Source organism: Achromobacter sp. ACM01 (assembly GCF_014851745.1).
GTDB classification, from domain to species: Bacteria; Pseudomonadota; Gammaproteobacteria; order Burkholderiales; family Burkholderiaceae_B; genus Achromobacter; species Achromobacter aegrifaciens.
This window is the reverse complement of the sequence record NZ_JACVAF010000001.1, coordinates 1,562,245-1,579,416: the sequence shown is the minus strand read 5'-3', so window position 1 is coordinate 1,579,416 and position 17,172 is coordinate 1,562,245. Positions and strand designations below refer to the sequence as shown.

15 protein-coding genes are annotated in these 17,172 nt (G+C 66.8%); 3 read left to right on the top strand and 12 right to left on the bottom strand.

Translation table 11 applies throughout. The annotated features are described in order from the left end of the window. Nucleotides 1-2: 2 nt before the first annotated feature. The 4 genes from IB268_RS07335 to tkt form a co-directional block, all read right to left on the bottom strand. Nucleotides 3-1,691 carry a SulP family inorganic anion transporter gene (locus tag IB268_RS07335; RefSeq protein WP_082400760.1) on the bottom strand — a complete coding sequence of 563 codons (1,689 nt, stop codon included), beginning with the start codon at nucleotides 1,689-1,691 and terminating at the stop codon, nucleotides 3-5. A 156-nt stretch (nucleotides 1,692-1,847) separates the two neighbouring features. After that, nucleotides 1,848-3,044, bottom strand: a complete 1,197-nt coding sequence (locus IB268_RS07330) for a phosphoglycerate kinase (RefSeq protein WP_119451049.1) — start codon at nucleotides 3,042-3,044, stop codon at nucleotides 1,848-1,850. Between the two features lie 92 nt (nucleotides 3,045-3,136). Further along, nucleotides 3,137-4,147, bottom strand: coding sequence for a type I glyceraldehyde-3-phosphate dehydrogenase (gene gap / locus IB268_RS07325; RefSeq protein ID WP_013395726.1), 1,011 nt, complete (start codon nucleotides 4,145-4,147; stop codon nucleotides 3,137-3,139). 14 nt (nucleotides 4,148-4,161) lie between these two features. After that, nucleotides 4,162-6,198, bottom strand: a complete 2,037-nt coding sequence (gene tkt, locus IB268_RS07320; RefSeq protein ID WP_054451532.1) for a transketolase — start codon at nucleotides 6,196-6,198, stop codon at nucleotides 4,162-4,164. Between the two features lie 265 nt (nucleotides 6,199-6,463). Here tkt and IB268_RS07315 point away from each other — a divergent pair, with 265 nt between their 5' ends. Next, nucleotides 6,464-7,195 carry a 16S rRNA (uracil(1498)-N(3))-methyltransferase gene (locus IB268_RS07315; RefSeq protein WP_192354027.1) on the top strand — a complete coding sequence of 244 codons (732 nt, stop codon included), beginning with the start codon at nucleotides 6,464-6,466 and terminating at the stop codon, nucleotides 7,193-7,195. A 10-nt stretch (nucleotides 7,196-7,205) separates the two neighbouring features. Here the strand turns inward: IB268_RS07315 and IB268_RS07310 are convergent, their stop codons facing one another. From IB268_RS07310 to IB268_RS07295, 4 genes are all read right to left on the bottom strand, one after another. Continuing rightward, on the bottom strand, nucleotides 7,206-7,673 hold the full coding sequence (locus tag IB268_RS07310; protein ID WP_054451534.1) for a barstar family protein: 468 nt from the start codon (nucleotides 7,671-7,673) through the stop codon (nucleotides 7,206-7,208). Then, on the bottom strand, nucleotides 7,670-8,902 hold the full coding sequence (locus IB268_RS07305) for a patatin-like phospholipase family protein (RefSeq protein WP_225591303.1): 1,233 nt from the start codon (nucleotides 8,900-8,902) through the stop codon (nucleotides 7,670-7,672). Before IB268_RS07305 ends, IB268_RS07310 begins: the two co-directional genes overlap by 4 nt. Next, complete coding sequence (locus IB268_RS07300; protein WP_175162117.1) at nucleotides 8,883-11,171, bottom strand: NADP-dependent malic enzyme; 2,289 nt, start codon at nucleotides 11,169-11,171, stop codon at nucleotides 8,883-8,885. Before IB268_RS07300 ends, IB268_RS07305 begins: the two co-directional genes overlap by 20 nt. Before the next feature lie 142 nt (nucleotides 11,172-11,313). After that, nucleotides 11,314-12,201: an FAD-binding protein gene (locus IB268_RS07295; protein ID WP_175181906.1), complete on the bottom strand. Its 888-nt coding sequence runs from the start codon at nucleotides 12,199-12,201 to the stop codon at nucleotides 11,314-11,316. 42 nt (nucleotides 12,202-12,243) lie between these two features. Between IB268_RS07295 and IB268_RS07290 the strand changes: the two genes are divergently transcribed. Beyond that, complete coding sequence (locus tag IB268_RS07290) at nucleotides 12,244-13,404, top strand: pyridoxal phosphate-dependent aminotransferase (RefSeq protein WP_054451536.1); 1,161 nt, start codon at nucleotides 12,244-12,246, stop codon at nucleotides 13,402-13,404. A gap of 72 nt (nucleotides 13,405-13,476) precedes the next feature. Here the strand turns inward: IB268_RS07290 and IB268_RS07285 are convergent, their stop codons facing one another. Next, nucleotides 13,477-14,295: a lytic transglycosylase domain-containing protein gene (locus tag IB268_RS07285; RefSeq protein WP_054451537.1), complete on the bottom strand. Its 819-nt coding sequence runs from the start codon at nucleotides 14,293-14,295 to the stop codon at nucleotides 13,477-13,479. An 81-nt stretch (nucleotides 14,296-14,376) separates the two neighbouring features. On the opposite strand from IB268_RS07285, the gene ubiD reads away from it, so the two are divergent. Then, the gene (ubiD, locus tag IB268_RS07280) at nucleotides 14,377-15,921 is read left to right on the top strand and encodes a 4-hydroxy-3-polyprenylbenzoate decarboxylase (protein WP_192354026.1); all 1,545 of its coding nucleotides are present in this window, start codon (nucleotides 14,377-14,379) and stop codon (nucleotides 15,919-15,921) included. A 66-nt stretch (nucleotides 15,922-15,987) separates the two neighbouring features. Here ubiD and IB268_RS07275 read toward each other — a convergent pair whose 3' ends face one another. The 3 genes from IB268_RS07275 to IB268_RS07265 form a co-directional block, all read right to left on the bottom strand. Then, on the bottom strand, nucleotides 15,988-16,356 hold the full coding sequence (locus tag IB268_RS07275; protein ID WP_175212462.1) for a hypothetical protein: 369 nt from the start codon (nucleotides 16,354-16,356) through the stop codon (nucleotides 15,988-15,990). Nucleotides 16,357-16,359: 3 nt separating this feature from the next. After that, complete coding sequence (locus IB268_RS07270) at nucleotides 16,360-16,776, bottom strand: phage holin family protein (protein ID WP_054451540.1); 417 nt, start codon at nucleotides 16,774-16,776, stop codon at nucleotides 16,360-16,362. A gap of 69 nt (nucleotides 16,777-16,845) precedes the next feature. After that, nucleotides 16,846-17,163 carry a YqjD family protein gene (locus tag IB268_RS07265; RefSeq protein ID WP_013395739.1) on the bottom strand — a complete coding sequence of 106 codons (318 nt, stop codon included), beginning with the start codon at nucleotides 17,161-17,163 and terminating at the stop codon, nucleotides 16,846-16,848. Nucleotides 17,164-17,172 lie beyond the last annotated feature (9 nt).

Sequence of the window (17,172 nt, the reverse complement as noted above, 5' to 3'; positions counted from 1 at the left end):
CCTTAGCCCAGCGCCGCGGGCGGTGCCTGGCGCCAGCGTTCGATCGCTTCCACGGCCTGCTCGGGGCTGCCGAAGATCTTGTCGCGGCCGATCTTCTTGACCAGGCCGGAGCGTTCCAGCGCGGTGCGGAACTGGCCGTGTCCGCCCGCCACCAGCAGCGTGATGCCGCGCTCGTCCAGCACATGCTTCAGTTCATACAGCGCCTCGACCGCGTCGGCATCAGCCTGGGTCATGGCTTCGGCGTCCAGCACGAACCAGCGCACGTCGCCTGCCTGCTCGATGACCTCGCGCGCACGCCGGCGGAAGGCGTCGGCGTTGAAGAACCACACCGAAGACTCGAACAGCCAGATCACCGTGCCCGGTACCGGCTGGGCCTCGGGATTCAGGTGCAGCTTGCCCAACACCGTTTCGCCGGGCAAACGGCCCAACAAGGCGTCGCGCGGATTGCCCGACACGTACATCGCATACAGCAGCGTGGCGCCCACCGACACGGCCACGCCCTGCAACACGCCAAAGCCCACCACGCCCACCGCGGCAAGGATGCCGAACGCCAGCTCGATGCGCGAGATGCGCGCCAGGCGCATGAAGGCGTGCCCATCGAACAAGCTGATGGCGGCCAGCAGCAGGATGGCCGACAGCACGGCCTGCGGCAGCCAGAACAGCGGCCCGCTCAAAAGGCTCACCACCACCGCCAGCGCCAGCGCCGCGGTGACGCTGACCAGCGGCGAAGAACCGCCAGCCACCAGTCCCACCGCCGTGCGCGAGTCCGCGCCCGTCACCACGAAGCCCTGGAACAGGCCCGCCGCCATATTGGCCGCGCCAAAGCCCACCAGCTCGCGGTTGGGATCCACGTGTTCGCCCGTGCGTGCGGCGAAGCTGCGCGCCGTCACGATGCCGCTGGAGAAGCTCACCACCAGCACACCCGCCGCGCCCAGCAGGATGCCGTCCACGCCCTCCAGGCGCACCGGCAGGCTCAGGGCCGGCAAGCCGGCAGGCACTTCTCCCACGACGGCGATGCCCAGGCCGGGGAAGTTGAACAGCCAGGACAGCACGCAGGCCAGCACCACCAGCAGGATGGGGCCGGGCCAGTTCGGCCGCCAGCGCTTGACCGCCACCAGCAAGGCGCAGGACGTCAGGCCCAGGATCAGGGTGGGAATCTGGATTTCCGGCAGGCGCCGCGACAGCTCCAGGAACGGATGCACCAGTCCGCTGTTGCGCAGGCCCACGCCAGTCAGGCCGCTCAACTGCGACAACGCCAGCGTGATCGCCACGCCCGCCATGTAACCGATCAGCACCGGCCGCGACAGCAGGTTGGCCAGCACGCCCAGCCGCAGGGCGCGCGCGATCAGGCAGCCCACCCCCACCGTCAGGGCGATGCCGGTGGCGGCCACCAGCCGGTCTTCCGGCGTCGTCAGCGCCATGCCGGTCAGGGTGGCGGCGATCAGGGTGCAGGTGGCAGTATCGGGCCCGACGATCAAGGTGCGCGACGAGCCGAACAAGGCATAGCCCAGCATCCCGGCGATCGCCGCCCACAGGCCCGCCACCGGCGGCACGCCCATCATGGCGGCATAGGCCAGGCCCACCGGGAGCGCCACCGCCGCCACGCTCAGGCCGGCGGTGATGTCACGCCGCGCCGATTCCCGGGTGATGCCGCGGAAATTGTTGAGGCCGGGAATGAAGCGTAGGTTCATGGTGCTGCGGAGAAATCGGGGATGAAGCGAGCCCGGGGCGCGCCGGTTTGCGCCAAGGCTACACCAAGCCAGCCAAACCTGGGCAGCCTGGATCAAGGCGCCGGCATAAAAAAGCCGCCCCATCGGGGCGGCTTCGGCCTTGCATGGCAAGACGTATTACTTGGCGTAGCGGGCTTCCAGCACGGCCACGGCAGGCAGGGTCTTGCCTTCCAGGAATTCCAGGAAAGCGCCGCCGCCGGTCGAGATATAGCCCACCTGCTCGCCGATGCCGTACTTGGCAATGGCGGCCAGGGTGTCGCCGCCGCCGGCGATCGAGAAGCCTTCCGATTCGGCGATCGCCCGCGCCACCACTTCGGTGCCGTTGGCGAACTGGTCGAATTCGAACACGCCCACCGGGCCGTTCCACACGATCGTGCCGGCCTGCTTCAGGATCTCGGCCAGTTGCGCCGCGGTCTTGGGACCGATGTCCAGGATCATGTCGTCGTCGGCCACGTCTTCGGCCGCCTTGACGGTGGCTTCGGCGTCGGCGCCGAAGGACTTGGCGCACACCACGTCCACCGGAATCGGCACGGCCGCGCCGCGCTGCTTCATGATGTCGATCACGGCGCGCGCCTGGTCGACCTGATCGGGTTCAGCCAGCGACTTGCCGATGGACAGGCCGGCAGCCAGCATGAAGGTGTTGGCGATGCCGCCGCCCACGACCAGCTGGTCGACCTTGTCGGCCAGCGATTGCAGGATCGACAGCTTGGTCGACACCTTGGAGCCGCCCACGATGGCGACCAGCGGACGCTTGGGCTCGTGCAACGCGCGGCCCAGGGCTTCCAGTTCGGCGGCCAGCAGCGGGCCGGCGCAGGCCACGGGTGCGAAACGCGCGATGCCGTGGGTGGTGGCTTCGGCGCGGTGGGCGGTGCCGAACGCATCGTTGACGTAGACGTCGCACAGCGCGGCCATCTTCTTGGACAGCGTTTCGTCGTCTTTCTTTTCGCCGACGTTGACGCGGCAGTTTTCCAGCAGCACGACCTGGCCGTGATCGACCTGGACGCCGTCGACCCAGTCGCGCACCAGCTGCACAGGCATGCCCAGCAGTTCGGACAGGCGCTGGCCGACCTTGGCCAGCGAATCGGCCTCGGTCAGCACGCCTTCCTTGGGACGGCCCAGGTGGGAGGTGACCATGACGGCGGCGCCGGCGTCCAGCGCCATGCGGATGCCGGGCACCGAGGCGCGGATGCGGGTGTCTTCGCTGATGCGGCCGGCGTCGTCGAACGGCACGTTGAGATCGGCGCGGATGAACACGCGCTTGCCGGACAGGGCGCCGGACTTGGCCAGCGCGGACAGAGTGTTGACCTTGGACATATTTGGATTCCTACGATGGGCGTACAAAGGGGACGAACCCATTTTCCGCATACGCGGAAAACAAATCCGTCCCCTCTATCTAGCCGTGTTGCTTACTTGGCCGACATCAGCGCGACGGTGGTGTCGAGCATGCGGTTCGAGAAGCCCCACTCGTTGTCGTACCAGGACGAGACCTTGACCAGGCGGCCCGAAACCTTGGTCAGCGACGCGTCAACGGTGCTGGAGGCCGGGTTGTGGTTGTAGTCGACCGAAACCAGGGGCTCGGTGTTGTAGTCCAGGATGCCCTTGAGCTCGCCTTCCGAGGCGGCCTTCAGGATGCCGTTCACTTCTTCGGCGGTCGTGTCGCGGCTGGCCACGAACGACAGGTCGACCAGCGACACGTTGATGGTCGGGACGCGGATGGCGTAGCCGTCCAGCTTGCCGTTCAGTTCCGGCAGCACCAGGCCCACGGCGGCGGCAGCGCCGGTCTTCGTGGGGATCATGCTCATGGTGGCCGAACGCGCGCGGCGCAGGTCTTCGTGGTAGACGTCGGTCAGGACCTGGTCGTTGGTGTAGGCGTGGACGGTGGTCATCAGGCCGTTTTCCAGGCCCAGCTTGTCGTTCAGCGGCTTGACCAGGGGGGCCAGGCAGTTGGTGGTGCACGAAGCGTTGGAGATGACGGTGTCGGTGGCCTTCAGCACGCCGTGGTTCACGCCGTACACGATGGTGGCGTCAACGTCCTTGCCGCCGGGGGCCGAGATGATGACTTTCTTGGCGCCGCCCTTGATGTGCGCGCCGGCCTTTTCCTTGGTCGTGAAGAAGCCCGTGCACTCCAGCACCACGTCGACCTTCAGCTCGCCCCAGGGCAGCTCGGCCGGGTTGCGGTTGGCCAGCACGCGGATCTTGTCGCCGTTGACGACCATGAAGTCGCCGTCGACTTCGACGGTGCCCGGGAACTTGCCGTGGGCGGTGTCGTAGCGCGTCAGGTGCGCGTTGGTCTTGGGATCGCCCAGGTCATTGATGGCGACGATTTCGATATCGTGCTTCTTGCCACCTTCGTAGTGGGCACGCAGGATGTTGCGGCCGATGCGACCGTAACCGTTGATGGCGACGCGAATGGTCATGACTAAGCTCCTTTTTACAAAACTTGCTTGACGGTCTCGGCCACCTTGTCGGCGGTCAGCCCGAAGAACTTGAACAGTGCGCCGGCCGGCGCGGATTCACCGTAGCGGTCGATGCCGACGACGGCGCCTTCCAGGCCCACGTACTTGTGCCAGAAGGCGGTAACCCCGGCTTCGACGGCCACCCGCGGCAGGCCCTTGGGCAGCACGGATTGCTTCCAGGCGGCGTCCTGGCGGTCGAACACGTCGGTGCTGGGCATGGAGACCACGCGCACGGCGATGCCGTCCTTGGCCAGCTGCGCTTGCGCGTCCAGCGCGATGGCGACTTCCGAGCCGGTGGCGATGATGACGGCGCGGGCGCCTTCGGCATCGCGCAGCACATAGCCGCCGCGGGCGATGGCCTCGACGGTGGCGGCGTCGCGCTGCACGAACGGCAGGTTCTGGCGCGACAGCAACAGGGCCGTCGGGCCGCCGTCGTGCACGTCCATGCCGATGCTGGTCGGGCGCGTCACGGCCGCGTTCCAGGCCACGGCGGTTTCAGCCGTATCGCAAGGACGCCACAGCGACAGGTTGGGGATCAGTCGCAGGCTGGCTGCGTGCTCGATCGACTGGTGGGTCGGGCCGTCTTCGCCCAGGCCGATGGAATCGTGGGTGAACACGTGGACCACGCGCTGCTTCATCAGCGCGGCCATGCGGATGGCGTTGCGCGAGTAGTCGGAGAACGTCAGGAACGTGCCGCCGAACGGCAGGTAGCCGCCGTGCAGGGCCACGCCGTTCATGATGGCGGCCATGCCGAATTCGCGCACGCCGTAGTTGATGTGGCGGCCGAACTGGATGCCCTTGTCGCCGGCGCGGACGGCGGCAACGCCCTTCCAGTCGGTGAAGTTGGAACCGGTCAGGTCGGCCGAGCCGCCCAGCATTTCCGGCAGCAGCGGCGCCAGCGCGGTGATGGCGAACTGCGACGCCTTGCGGGTGGCGACGGTTTCGGCCTTTTCCAGCGTGGCGTCCAGGAACGCCTTGAACTGTTCGGCGTAGCCGGCGGGCATTTCGCCCTTCATGCGGCGCTTGAATTCAGCGGCTTCGGCGGGGAATTCGGCGGCGTAGGCGTCGAACGCCGACTGCCATTCAGCCTGGGCGGCGGCGCCCTGCTTGCGGCCATCCCAGCCGTCGTAGATGTCTTGCGGAATCTGGAACGGTTCCGACGACCAGCCCAGCGCGGCGCGGGTGGCGGCGATCTCGTCCTTGCCCAGCGGCGCGCCGTGCACGTTGTGCGTGCCGGCCATGTTGGGCGAACCCTTGCCGATGACGGTGCGGCAGACGATCAGCGTGGGTTTTTCCGATTGCGAACGCGCGGCCTTGATGGCGGCGTCCACGGCGGCGACGTCATGGCCGTCGATGCCGCGGATCACGTTCCAGCCGTAGCCTTCGAAGCGCTTGGCGGTGTCGTCGGCAAACCAGTGTTCCACGTGGCCGTCGATGGAAATGCCGTTGTCGTCATACAGCACGACCAGCTTGCCCAGCTTCAGCGTGCCAGCCAGCGAGCAGACTTCATGCGAGATGCCTTCCATCAGGCAGCCGTCGCCGGTGAAGGCGTAGGTGTGGTGGTCGACGATGGTGTGGCCGGGCTTGTTGAATTCAGCAGCCAGTAGCGCTTCGGCCAGCGCCATGCCCACGGCATTGCCCAGGCCCTGGCCCAGCGGACCGGTGGTCGTTTCCACGCCCGGGGTGATGCCCACTTCGGGGTGGCCCGGCGTCTTGGAATGCAGCTGGCGGAAATTCTTCAGTTCTTCGATCGGCAGGTCGTAGCCGGTCAGGTGCAGCAAGGCGTAGATCAGCATCGAGCCGTGGCCATTGGACAGCACGAAGCGGTCGCGGTTGGCCCAGGCGGGATCCTTGGGATTGTGACGCAGGTTGCCGGCCCACAGGGCTTGGGCGATTTCCGCCATGCCCATGGGAGCACCCGGGTGCCCGGAGTTCGCTTGTTGCACGGCGTCCATCGCGAGGGCGCGGATGGCATCCGCCAAGGCAAGTTTAGGGGCGGTCGGATTGCTCATTCGGAAGGCTCTTTGAAGCTGGCGGGCCTACGGTCAAAATAGGGGCCAGTTGAGTAGGTTGCGAAGCATGGGATTTTAGCATCCAGGGGTTTCCCCGACGCCATCGGCCATAAGGCGGCCCGTGCTAGGCTAGCTTTCTGAGGACAAGTGCCCCCACGCCGCGCCCGCTGCGCGGGCTAGCTGCCCCCCAAGGGGGCGTTTTTGCCTTGGGACGGCCCGGCGGCAAAAGTATCCTTCTCCACATCAAATCAGTTCTCGCACATTTATGTCAGCCCCCCGCTTCTTCTGCGATATCCCCATGAGTACCGGCGCCCGCGTGGCGCTTCCCGAAGCCCTGGCGCACCACGCGCTGCGCGTGCTGCGCCTGCGCGCGGGCGAGGCCGTCGCGCTGTTCAACGGCCAGGGCGGCGAGTATCCCGCCACGCTCGAAGTGGAAGGCAAGGCTGGTTTTGCCCAGTTGGGCGAATTCCTGCCGCGCGAGGCCGAACTGGGCGGACGCGTCACCCTGGTGCAGGGCCTGCCTTCCGGGGACAAGATGGACTGGGTGGTGGAAAAGGCCGTGGAGCTGGGCGCCGCGCGCGTCAGCCCCATCGCCGCCCAACGCAGCGTGCTGCAACTGTCGGGCGCCCGGCTGGACAAGCGCGTGGCGCATTGGCAGCGCATCGCGCAGTCCGCCAGCGAACAATGCGGCCGCAACCGGCTGATGGCGGTGGACGCGCCGCTCACCCTGGCCGAATGGCTGCAGCAGCCCGCGGACGGCCTGCGCCTGCTGTGCCACCCGGAAGCGCAGGACGATCTTGCCGGCGCGCTGCGGGCCGCCCCCGGCCTGCAGGCGCTGACCCTGCTGGTGGGGCCGGAAGGAGGATGGTCGGACAAGGAATTGGCCCAGGCCCGCGAGGCGGGCGTGCAGGCGGTGCGATTCGGCCCCCGGGTGCTGCGCACCGAAACCGCGGGGCTGGCGCTGCTGTCAGCGGCCAGCGCGCTATTGGCCTGGTAGAACGGCCGGGTCAGTGGTCTTCGCCGTAGGGCGCTGCCGCTACCCCGGGCTCGGGGTCCGGATGGCGTCCGGCGTGTTCGATGACATACGAAAAAACGCGGCCGTTTTCGCGGGCGAAATCGGCCGCGTCGGAGCAGACGGTTTCGATGCGGCCCGAGTCTTCTTCCAGTGCCGGATCGCCCGAATGCAGCTTGTACAGCCACAGCACCACGCCGGTCTTGTGGTCCAGCACGGTATCGCACAGGCAGTCGTAGAGGGCGTCCAGGTTGCCGCCGAAGTATTCGGGGAAATCCACTGCCTTGACGATGGCGCGCAACACCGCGGAACGGCTGCGGGCAGGATCGCAATTGGCGACGAACAGGGCCAGGCCAAGCTCATGGGCGGCGTCCACCACGGCCTTCTTGTCCAGCCCGTCATGGGCCAGCGCACCGCCGCGCATCAGTTGCCGCTGCAGAGTAGATTGGCCATTGCGCGTCATGCCTGAGCCCCCTTGAAAAAGGCGATCACTTCGTCGTTACGCTGCATCGTATCGGCATAACCCAGTTCAATCAATCGCTTGGTGTAGCTGGATTCAAATAAGAGGTAGGACATCAGCGAACCGCCGCCGGGACGGTCTGGATCGGACGATACACCGAGTACGCGGAAAAGAGCACGGGCCTGGGCCGGCATATCCTGCAAATGTTCCAGCGCCATGACGTCCAGCGACTGGCTGGGCGTGATCGTCAGGACCTCGATGCGGCGCGCATGCCCGTACTGCGCGCCTTCCGGGCCGGACTGATCCATCAGGAAGTTGATGCGCTCCAGGCGCTCGACGTCGGCCGACAGGCCGTCCAGGAAGATGCTGGCCAGCGCATGCCCGCCGACCTGGGCCAGCGACGGGTAAGGCGGCGAGTCTTCGCGGTTTTCCGGGTGGGTTTCGTCGCGGAAACCCGTGCCGATCACCAGCACGCGATGCGCGCCCAGGTGAATGGCCGGACTGATGGGCGCGAGCTGGCGCATCGAACCGTCGCCGCACCACTCCCCCTTGCCGTGCACCTGCACCTGCCGGGCCGGAAAGACGAAGGGGATGGCGGACGAAGCCATCAGGTGGTCGATGCCGATGGGCGTGGGCAACGCCAGGCGCAGATAGCGGTGCCAGGGCTCGATGGGCGTGTGCGCCTGGTAGAAGGTCAGGTGCTCGCCACTGGTGTAGCCCGAGGCCGTGATCGCCAACGCCGACAGCGCGCCGGTTTCCAGGTTGGTGCGCAGATGCTGGAAGTCCAGCACCCGCTCCAGCAGAGCCTGCATGGGACTGTTGTCCAGCAGCGAATGGGGCCGCTTGCGCGTCAGGCCCGAGTACATCCACCCCAGCGACAGCAGGCCCAGCCAGCGCACGCCGGTACGGATCAGGCCGGGCGCGTCGGCCCGGTAGATCATGTCGGTATTCAGGGAAGACCACAGCCGGCGGATGCGGCGCACGCCCAGATGGGGCCGGTCGGCGCGGCAGGCCAGCGCGGCGGCATTGATGGCGCCGGCGGACGTGCCGCAGATGATGTGAAAGGGATTCTGGAAACGCGAATGCCAGTCCGGATCCAGCAATTCCATGATGGCGCTGAGCACGCCCACCTGATAGGCGGCGCGAGCGCCGCCTCCGGTCAGGACCAGGCCGGTCGGCGTGCGCGGGCACGCCGGACCGGGTGGCGTCACGTCAACGCGGCGTATTGACATCGACCACCGTCATCGCGGTCATGTTGACGATGCGGCGCACGGTGGAGCTGGAGGTCAGGATGTGCACCGGTGCGTTGGCGCCCAGCAGGAACGGACCCACCGCAACGTTGCTGCCTGCGGCGGTCTTCAACAGGTTGTAGGCGATGTTGCCCGAGTCCACGTTCGGGCACACCAGCAGATTGGCCTGACCCTTGAGCGTGGACGACGGCAGGATGCGCATGCGCAGCGCTTCGTCCAGCGCGCAGTCGCCGTGCATTTCACCGTCGATCTCGAGTTCCGGCGCGGCCTGGCGCACCAGTTCCAGCGCGCGGCGCATCTTCGCGCCCGAGGCCGAACTGCCCGAACCGAAATTCGAGCGCGACAGCAGCGCGACCTTGGGCGCCAGGTACATGCGGCGCATCTCGTTGGCGGCGGCGATGGTGAATTCGGCGATCTGCTCGGCCGAAGGTTCATCGTTGACGTGCGTGTCCACCAGCACCACCGTGCGCTCGTTGAGCAGCAGGATGTTCATGGCGGCATACACGTTGTGGCCGGGACGGCGGCCGATGACCTCGTCCACAAAGCGCAGGTGATCATGGTAGGCGCCGACCGACCCGCAGACCATGCCGTCGGCGTCGCCCAGGCGCACCATCATCGCGCCGATCAAGGTCATGCGGCGGCGCATTTCCACACGCGCCATTTCCTTGGTGATGCCGCGGCGGCACATCAGCTCCCAGTACGTGGTCCAGTACTGGTGGAAGCGTTCATCGTATTCGGGATTGGTGACTTCGACGTCTTCTCCGAGGCGCAACCGCAGGCCCAGCTTTTCGATGCGGGTCAGCAGTACCGACGGACGGCCCACCAGGATGGGACGGGCCAGGCCTTCATCGACGATCACCTGCACCGCGCGCAGCACGCGCTCGTCTTCGCCTTCAGCGAACACGATGCGCGCTGGGCCGCCCTCGCGCACGATGCGCTTGGACGCCGAGAACAGCGGCTTCATGAAGGCGCCCGAGTGGTACACGAACTGCTGCAGCTGCTCTTCGTAGGCTTCCAGGTCCGCCAGCGGACGCGTCGCCACACCGCCTTCCATCGCGGCCTTGGCCACCGCCGGGGCGATGCGCACGATCAGGCGCGGATCGAAGGGCTTGGGGATCAGGTATTCGGGGCCGAACGAAATATCGAAGGTGCCGTAGGCCGCGGCCACGACTTCGTTCTGCTCTTCTTCCGCCAGCTCGGCGATGGCGTACACCGCCGCCTTTTCCATTTCACGGGTGATGGTGGTGGCGCCCACGTCCAGCGCGCCGCGGAAAATGTACGGGAAGCACAGCACGTTGTTGACCTGGTTCGGATAGTCCGAACGGCCGGTCGCCATGACCACGTCGTCGCGCACCGACTGCGCCAGTTCCGGCAGGATCTCGGGCGTGGGATTGGCCAGCGCCAGGATCAGCGGGCGCGGACCCATGGCCGCGACCATTTCCGGCTTGAGCACGCCGCCCGCCGACAGGCCCAGGAACACGTCGGCGCCCTGGATCACTTCGGCCAGCTTGCGGGCGTCGGTCTTTTGCGCGAAGCGCGCCTTGTCCGGATCCATCAGCACCGTGCGGCCTTCGTAGACCACGCCTTCGATGTCGGTGACCCAGATGTTTTCCAGCGGCAGGCCCAGGTCCACCATCAGGTCCAGGCAGGCCAGCGCGGCGGCGCCTGCGCCCGAGGTCACCACCTTCACCTGCTTGATGTCCTTGCCCACGACCTTCAGGCCGTTGATGAAGGCGGCGGACACACAGATCGCGGTGCCGTGCTGGTCGTCGTGGAAGACGGGGATCTTCATGCGCTCGCGCAGCTTGCGCTCGACGGTGAAGCACTCCGGGGCCTTGATGTCTTCGAGGTTGATACCGCCGAAGGTGGCTTCCAGGCCCGCGATGATCTCGACCAGCTTGTCCGGGTCGGTCTCATTGATTTCGATATCGAAGACGTCCAGGCCGGCGAACTTCTTGAACAGCACCGCCTTGCCTTCCATCACCGGCTTGGAAGCCAATGCGCCGATGTTGCCCAGGCCCAGCACCGCGGTGCCGTTGGTGATCACGCCCACCAGGTTGCCGCGCGCCGTGTAGCGGTACACATTGGCCGGATCGGCCACGATTTCTTCGCAGGCCGCCGCCACGCCAGGCGAGTACGCCAGGGCCAGGTCCCGCTGGTTGGTGAGCTGCTTGGTCGGCGTGACCGAGATTTTGCCGGGGCGTCCAAGCTCATGATATTCAAGGGCGGCTTTGCGGAGATTGGCATCCATAGGGGCGGCTACTGGCTAGAGTGTGTGACACGAAAGGGGGGAATTCTATTCCGATGGCGGGCGCCGCGATACCTCGGCAATGCCCGCCTGCCCCTTGGATAAGCGGGCTCGTCCCATGTTAGCGCTGGCTTACAAATTGTCGCTATTCCGCGATGTGGAATGAGAGAAAACGTCCATCGGGATCGAACAGGGCCTTCACCCGAGAGTCCAGGCGGGTGGTAGCCAGCCCCGGCGGCTCGTTCGGGCAGGCAGGAGCGTGCGGCGCCGGCCCGGCGTCTGCCAGTGTCACCGACTGCACCCAGGCCAGCGTACCGCCGTGCCCCAGCAGCAGATGCGCCAGGTTGACGGTGGCGGGCGCTTCCGGCTTGAGCGCGTCCAGCCGGTAGCGGCCCAGCCAATGCTCGCCGTCCCGGGTGGCGAAGGCGTCCCCCCCCGACGCCAGCTGGAACAGCGCCGGCACCAGGCGCTGCACGGTGGCGGAACGCAAGGGCTGGACGTCCGACTCGCCGAACGGCCCCAACGTTTCCTCTATGCCGTCAGCCAGCATCACGTCCAGCGCCACCACGCCGGAGTCGGCGCAGCGCCCGGCGGGCCAGTGGGCCTTGGCCGCCAGCCATGCAGCCAGCGTCAAGCCCCCGGGCAGGCCGGCGAACTGGCGCAGCCCGGCCTGCGCCAACATCGCCAGCGGCGTGCCCGGCTGCGCGCGCCAGCGCCCGGTTTCGCCGGACAGGCGCACCAGGCCGGTCATGGCGGACGGGTCCACCGTGAGGAGCGGACCATGGACGGTCTCGAAAGGCCCTTCGGCGCCCGCCAGCGCCAGCGTCACGCGGTACTCGGCGCACAGCGTGCGCGCGTGCGCCACATCCGCGTCGCGCGCCGGCGTCAGCAGGCCCCGCGGGCCGCCCTCTCCCGCCTCGCCCGAATCTCGGACAGATCCCTGACAGAGCAGGCTCAACCGCTCCATGAAGGCCGACCACGGGCTGCGGGCCGGACGACGGCCCAGGAGGAAAGCGCGCCGGGATGGCTGCATGACTACAATTCCTTTTTCGCTACAAACGCCTTCGAGAATCCGATGCCCCGCCTTGCCCATCGCACCAATGACTTCCTGACCTTCCAGGTAATGGAACTATTCAAGCAGGCGCAAGCGCTGCAGGCGGCCGGCAAGGACATTATCAGCCTGGGCATCGGCGAACCGGACTTTACCGCGCCCCCCCAGGTCGTGGAAGCACTGGAGCGCGCGGCGCGCGCCGGCCTCAGCGGCTACAGCCCCTCGGCCGGCCTGACGCCGCTGCGCGAGGCCATTGCCCAGTTCTACCACGAGCAGTTCGGCGCCAGGATCAACCCGGCTCGCGTGATCGTCACCGCGGGCGCCTCCGGCGCCCTGACGCTGGCCTGCGCGGCGCTCGTCAACCAGGGCGGAGAAGTGCTGATGCCGGATCCGTCCTACCCCGCAAACAGCAATTTCGTGCTGGCGGCGGGCGGCGTGCCGCGCCTGATCCCCAGCACGGCGGCCAAGCGCTTCCAGCTGTCGGCGCAGGACGTGGCCAGCCACTGGACGCCCGCCACCCAGGGCGTGCTGGTCGCCTCGCCCAGCAACCCTACCGGCACATCCATCGACCATGGCGAGCTGGCCGAGCTGCTGGCGCAGGTCCGCGCCCGCGACGGCTTCGCCATCGTCGATGAAATCTACCTGGGACTGTCCTATGAAGGCCAGCCGCGCTCGGCCCTGACGCTGGACGACGACGTCATCGTCATCAACAGCTTCTCAAAGTACTTCCACATGACGGGCTGGCGCCTGGGCTGGATGATCGTGCCCGAGGACATGGTGGCGCCGGTGGAGAAAATCGCCGCCAGCCTGGCGATCTGCGCGCCCACGCTGGCCCAGCATGCCGCGCTGGCCTGCTTCCAGCCAGGAGCAATGAAGACCTTCGAGCACCGCCGCGAGGCCTTCAAGCAGCGCCGCGACTACCTGCTGCCGGAATTCGAGCGCATGGGGATCCAGGTGCCGGTGAAGCCCGACGGCGCCTTCTATATTTATGCCGACATCGCCAACCTGGGCATGGATAGCGCCGCGTTCTCGCAGCGCCTGCTGCTGGAGGCCGGCGTGGCCGCGGTGCCGGGCCTGGACTTCGGTCCGGCCCACGGCAAGCACACCATGCGCTTTTCCTATGCCACGGGCCTGGACCGTCTGGAAGAGGCCGTCGCCCGCATCGGCCGGCTGCTGCAGGGCTGAGTCCGACAGCCAAACCGCGAAAAACAAAGCGCGTCCCTAGGGACGCGCTTTGCATTCAGGCCAGGACGGGAATCAGTCGCGCGCCAGCGCGATTCCGGAGGCCAGCGCCAGGCGGCGGCGTTCCGCCTGCACCTTGGCGCCGTAGCCGTTGTCGTCCGGTCCCGTGGCGCCGACGTAGCATGCCAGGCCGCCATCGACCGAGCCGCGGCGATTGATGCAATCGCGCAGGATCGTGGCTCCGACCCCGATATTTGCGGCCGGGTCCAGCGCGGTCTTGCCGACCGCGTCGAATTTATCCTGGTGCACGCTGGTCATCACCTGCATCAGTCCCTGGGCGCCCACGTGGCTTTCGGCCAGCGGGTTGTAGCGGGACTCGATTGCGATCACGGCCAGCACCAGCAGCGGGTCCAGCTTCTTTTCGCGGCTTACCTTGTACACGGTGTTCAGCAGCGGGCCGGTGGCGTCATACGCGACCTTGTACTTGCGCGAAATATAGTTGCGCAAGGCTTCCGCCTGCGGGCCAGTGGCGCTCATCGCAACGGGCTTGGGCGCCGCAGGCGCGACACGGGCGGGCCCCAGCATGCCGGTGGCATTGCTGGCGGGAGCAGAAGGAACGGCCATGGCAATTGCCGACGACATGTCGGAACCCAGTTCGGAACCGGCTTCGGATTCGGTGCCGGTTTGCATGGATGTAGGCGCTAGGGCGGTCAACAAGGCTTTGTGCACTTGCAATGCCTGGTCGCGCAAACCAGGCAGGGCGAATCCCATGCTTACCGTCACAATGACCGCAATGCCCAGATAAACGGAGCAGATGCGCAGGGACTCGGCAAGATATTGGTGCACTCCTTGGGCCAGGCTTCGGAACAGGCTGGCCACTGACGCATCGGGCATAAAACCTCCTGCGTTAAAAAGAGGGAGTCAATGTTAACCTCTCTGTCTACCCAATATGTAACCAAATAGCTGGGATCTGTAGTGAAATACCGCGACCTTAGAGACTTCATCGCCCAACTTGAACGCATGGGCGAGCTCAGACGCATCGCTGCGCCGGTGTCCACCCGGCTGGAAATGACTGAAATATCCGACCGCGTCCTGCGTGCGGAGGGCCCTGCCCTGCTGTTCGAAAACGCGCAGCACAATGGCCAGACGGCGCAGATGCCGGTGCTGGCCAACCTGTTCGGCACCCCGGCCCGCGTCGCCCGCGGCATGGGCGCCGACGACGTCAGCGCCCTGCGCGACATCGGCGAACTGCTCGCTTCGCTGCGCGAGCCCGAAGCGCCCAAGGGCCTGCGCGATGCGTTGGCCAAGGTCTCGATGCTGAAGTCCGCGCTGTGGGACATGAGCCCCAAGAACGTCAAAAGCCCCGCCTGCCAGGAAATCGTCTGGGAAGGCAAGGACGTCGACCTGAACCGCCTGCCGATCCAGACCTGCTGGCCCGGCGACGTGGCGCCGCTGTTGACCTGGGGCCTGGTGATCACGCGCGGCCCCAACGCCCGCCGCCAGAACCTGGGCATCTACCGGCAGCAATTGCTGGGCCCCAACAAGCTGATCATGCGCTGGCTGTCGCACCGCGGCGGCGCGCTGGATTTCCGCGACCACGCCCTGGCGCATCCCGGCACGCCCTTCCCCATCGCCGTGGCCCTGGGCGCCGACCCCGCCACCACGCTGGGCGCGGTCACGCCGGTGCCCGACAGCCTGTCCGAATATCAGTTCGCCGGCCTCTTGCGCGGATCCCGCACCGAGGTTGCCAAGGCGCAGGGCAGCGACCTGTCCGTGCCGGCCTGGGCCGAGATCGTGCTGGAAGGCCACCTGCTGCCGTCATCCGACCCGCGCGCCATCGCACCCGTCGTGCCCGAAGGCGTCAACCCGCCGCCGAACACCGATTACGAAATGGCGCTGGAAGGTCCCTACGGCGACCACACCGGCTACTACAACGAGCAGGACTGGTTCCCCGTCTTCACGGTGGAGCGGATCACGATGCGGCGCAATCCCATCTACCACTCCACCTACACCGGCAAGCCGCCCGACGAGCCCGCCGTGCTGGGCGTGGCGCTCAACGAGGTCTTCGTGCCGCTGCTGCGCCGCCAGTTGCCCGAGATCGTGGACTTCTACCTGCCGCCGGAAGGCTGCAGCTACCGCCTGGCAGTGGTGTCGATCCGCAAGCAGTATGCCGGCCACGCCAAGCGCGTCATGTTCGGCCTGTGGAGCATCCTGCGCCAGTTCATGTACACCAAGTTCATCGTGGTGGTGGACGAGGACATCAATCCGCGCGACTGGAAGGAAGTGGTCTGGGCGATGACCACCCGCATGGACCCGGTGCGCGACACCTTGCTGGTGGAAAACACGCCCATCGACTACCTGGACTTCGCCTCGCCGGTCTCCGGCCTGGGTGGCAAGATGGGCATGGACGCCACCAACAAATGGCCCGGCGAGACCAATCGGGAATGGGGCACCCCCATCACCATGGATGCGGACGTCAAGAAGCGGGTGGATGAGATGTGGGGGCAGCTGGGCCTTTGAGTTCCAGGCTCGCATCATAAAAAACCCGCCTTCATGGCGGGTTTCTAATTGGACAAGGCCGCAACTTCAGCGTTGCCCACCTGACGGATCATCATCACGGCGCGAGTTCTGCCAGGCCTTGAACAATTGCCAGCCGACAAAGGCGCCGCCGGCGATCTTCAGAAGCTTGGAGCGCTTGCCGCCGCGCATGATCATGGCGGACAGCGATGAACTGACGATGGGATAGCGACGCGCCAGGCTGATTGCCTGCAAGGCCCAGCGCGATGCGCCTCCGGAAGCCAGACCCGGCAGCAGCCCCTTGAGGAGCGCGGCCGGTTCCAGCTTGCGTCCGGTGGACGCGATGCTCTGCGCCAGCGATTCGCGTTCGATGGCGGCGCGGGCGCGCAGCAGTTCGATGCGCACGGCGCGGTCGACGGTGGGAGACCTTTTCGTCATGCTTCAGCCCTCCTCGCGCCGGCGCGCCTGCGCTTCGTCGTCGTCCTGCGCGTCGCGCACCCGATCCAGCAATTCGGCGTCGCGCCCAAGCTCTTCGAGCGTGGCCGCGAACGGCGGCGCGCCGTAGACCAGCCCGCGGCGCACCGCCACCAGCAAGGCCACGCCAACCAGACCGTAGAAACCCGCCAACAGGCCCAGGGCCAGATAGCGGTCTTCAGTGGGCCAGAACGCCACCGCGACCGTGACGGTGAAGACCAGCACCGCCAGCGTCAGGAACAGCAGCGCAGCAAACGCCATGCCCAAGAGCTTGAGCAGGCGCGCCTTTTCGTCCGCTGCTTCCAGCGCCAGCAATTCCAGGCGCGTGCGCAACAGCCCGACCACGCTGGAGGCAACGCCGAAAACAGATTTTCGTAGACCCATGGCTGAGAAGGACGCCGGGCGGGAAGCGCGGCCTTGCGCCCGCGCCGCCCGCCCGGATGTCCTGCCCTATCAGCGGCGGCTGATCAGCAAGCCGAGCAGCAGGCCGGTCACGCCTGCGATGCCGATGGCTTGCCAGGGATTGTCGTGCACGTAGTCGTCGGTCGCGCGGGCAGCCTTGCGGCCGCGTTCCAGCACGGCGTCCTGCGCTTCGTACAGGGCTTCACGCGTGCGCTTCAGGGACGTCAGTGCACGGTCGCGCAATTCGTTGGCCTTGTCGCCCGTGCTGCTGGCAGCTTCGCGCAGCAGGCTTTCGGCGTCATTCAGGCTGGACTTGACACTGTCGATGAGTTTTTCTTTTGCGACTTCTTCGGATTTTCTCGTGGCCATTATTTGAGC

What these genes read in the sequence shown, in the direction of transcription:
- IB268_RS07315 (WP_192354027.1), top strand. Translation starts at nt 6,464, where the DNA reads ATGTCAGCCCCCCGCTTCTTCTGCGATATCCCCATGAGTACCGGCGCC.
- IB268_RS07290 (WP_054451536.1), top strand. Translation starts at nt 12,244, where the DNA reads ATGCCCCGCCTTGCCCATCGCACCAATGACTTCCTGACCTTCCAGGTA.
- IB268_RS07300 (WP_175162117.1), bottom strand. Translation starts at nt 11,171, where the DNA reads ATGGATGCCAATCTCCGCAAAGCCGCCCTTGAATATCATGAGCTTGGA.
- IB268_RS07265 (WP_013395739.1), bottom strand. Translation starts at nt 17,163, where the DNA reads ATGGCCACGAGAAAATCCGAAGAAGTCGCAAAAGAAAAACTCATCGAC.
- IB268_RS07270 (WP_054451540.1), bottom strand. Translation starts at nt 16,776, where the DNA reads ATGGGTCTACGAAAATCTGTTTTCGGCGTTGCCTCCAGCGTGGTCGGG.
- IB268_RS07330 (WP_119451049.1), bottom strand. Translation starts at nt 3,044, where the DNA reads ATGTCCAAGGTCAACACTCTGTCCGCGCTGGCCAAGTCCGGCGCCCTG.
- IB268_RS07285 (WP_054451537.1), bottom strand. Translation starts at nt 14,295, where the DNA reads ATGCCCGATGCGTCAGTGGCCAGCCTGTTCCGAAGCCTGGCCCAAGGA.
- IB268_RS07295 (WP_175181906.1), bottom strand. Translation starts at nt 12,201, where the DNA reads ATGCAGCCATCCCGGCGCGCTTTCCTCCTGGGCCGTCGTCCGGCCCGC.
- tkt (WP_054451532.1), bottom strand. Translation starts at nt 6,198, where the DNA reads ATGAGCAATCCGACCGCCCCTAAACTTGCCTTGGCGGATGCCATCCGC.
- IB268_RS07305 (WP_225591303.1), bottom strand. Translation starts at nt 8,902, where the DNA reads ATGTCAATACGCCGCGTTGACGTGACGCCACCCGGTCCGGCGTGCCCG.
- IB268_RS07275 (WP_175212462.1), bottom strand. Translation starts at nt 16,356, where the DNA reads ATGACGAAAAGGTCTCCCACCGTCGACCGCGCCGTGCGCATCGAACTG.
- IB268_RS07335 (WP_082400760.1), bottom strand. Translation starts at nt 1,691, where the DNA reads ATGAACCTACGCTTCATTCCCGGCCTCAACAATTTCCGCGGCATCACC.
- IB268_RS07310 (WP_054451534.1), bottom strand. Translation starts at nt 7,673, where the DNA reads ATGACGCGCAATGGCCAATCTACTCTGCAGCGGCAACTGATGCGCGGC.
- gap (WP_013395726.1), bottom strand. Translation starts at nt 4,147, where the DNA reads ATGACCATTCGCGTCGCCATCAACGGTTACGGTCGCATCGGCCGCAAC.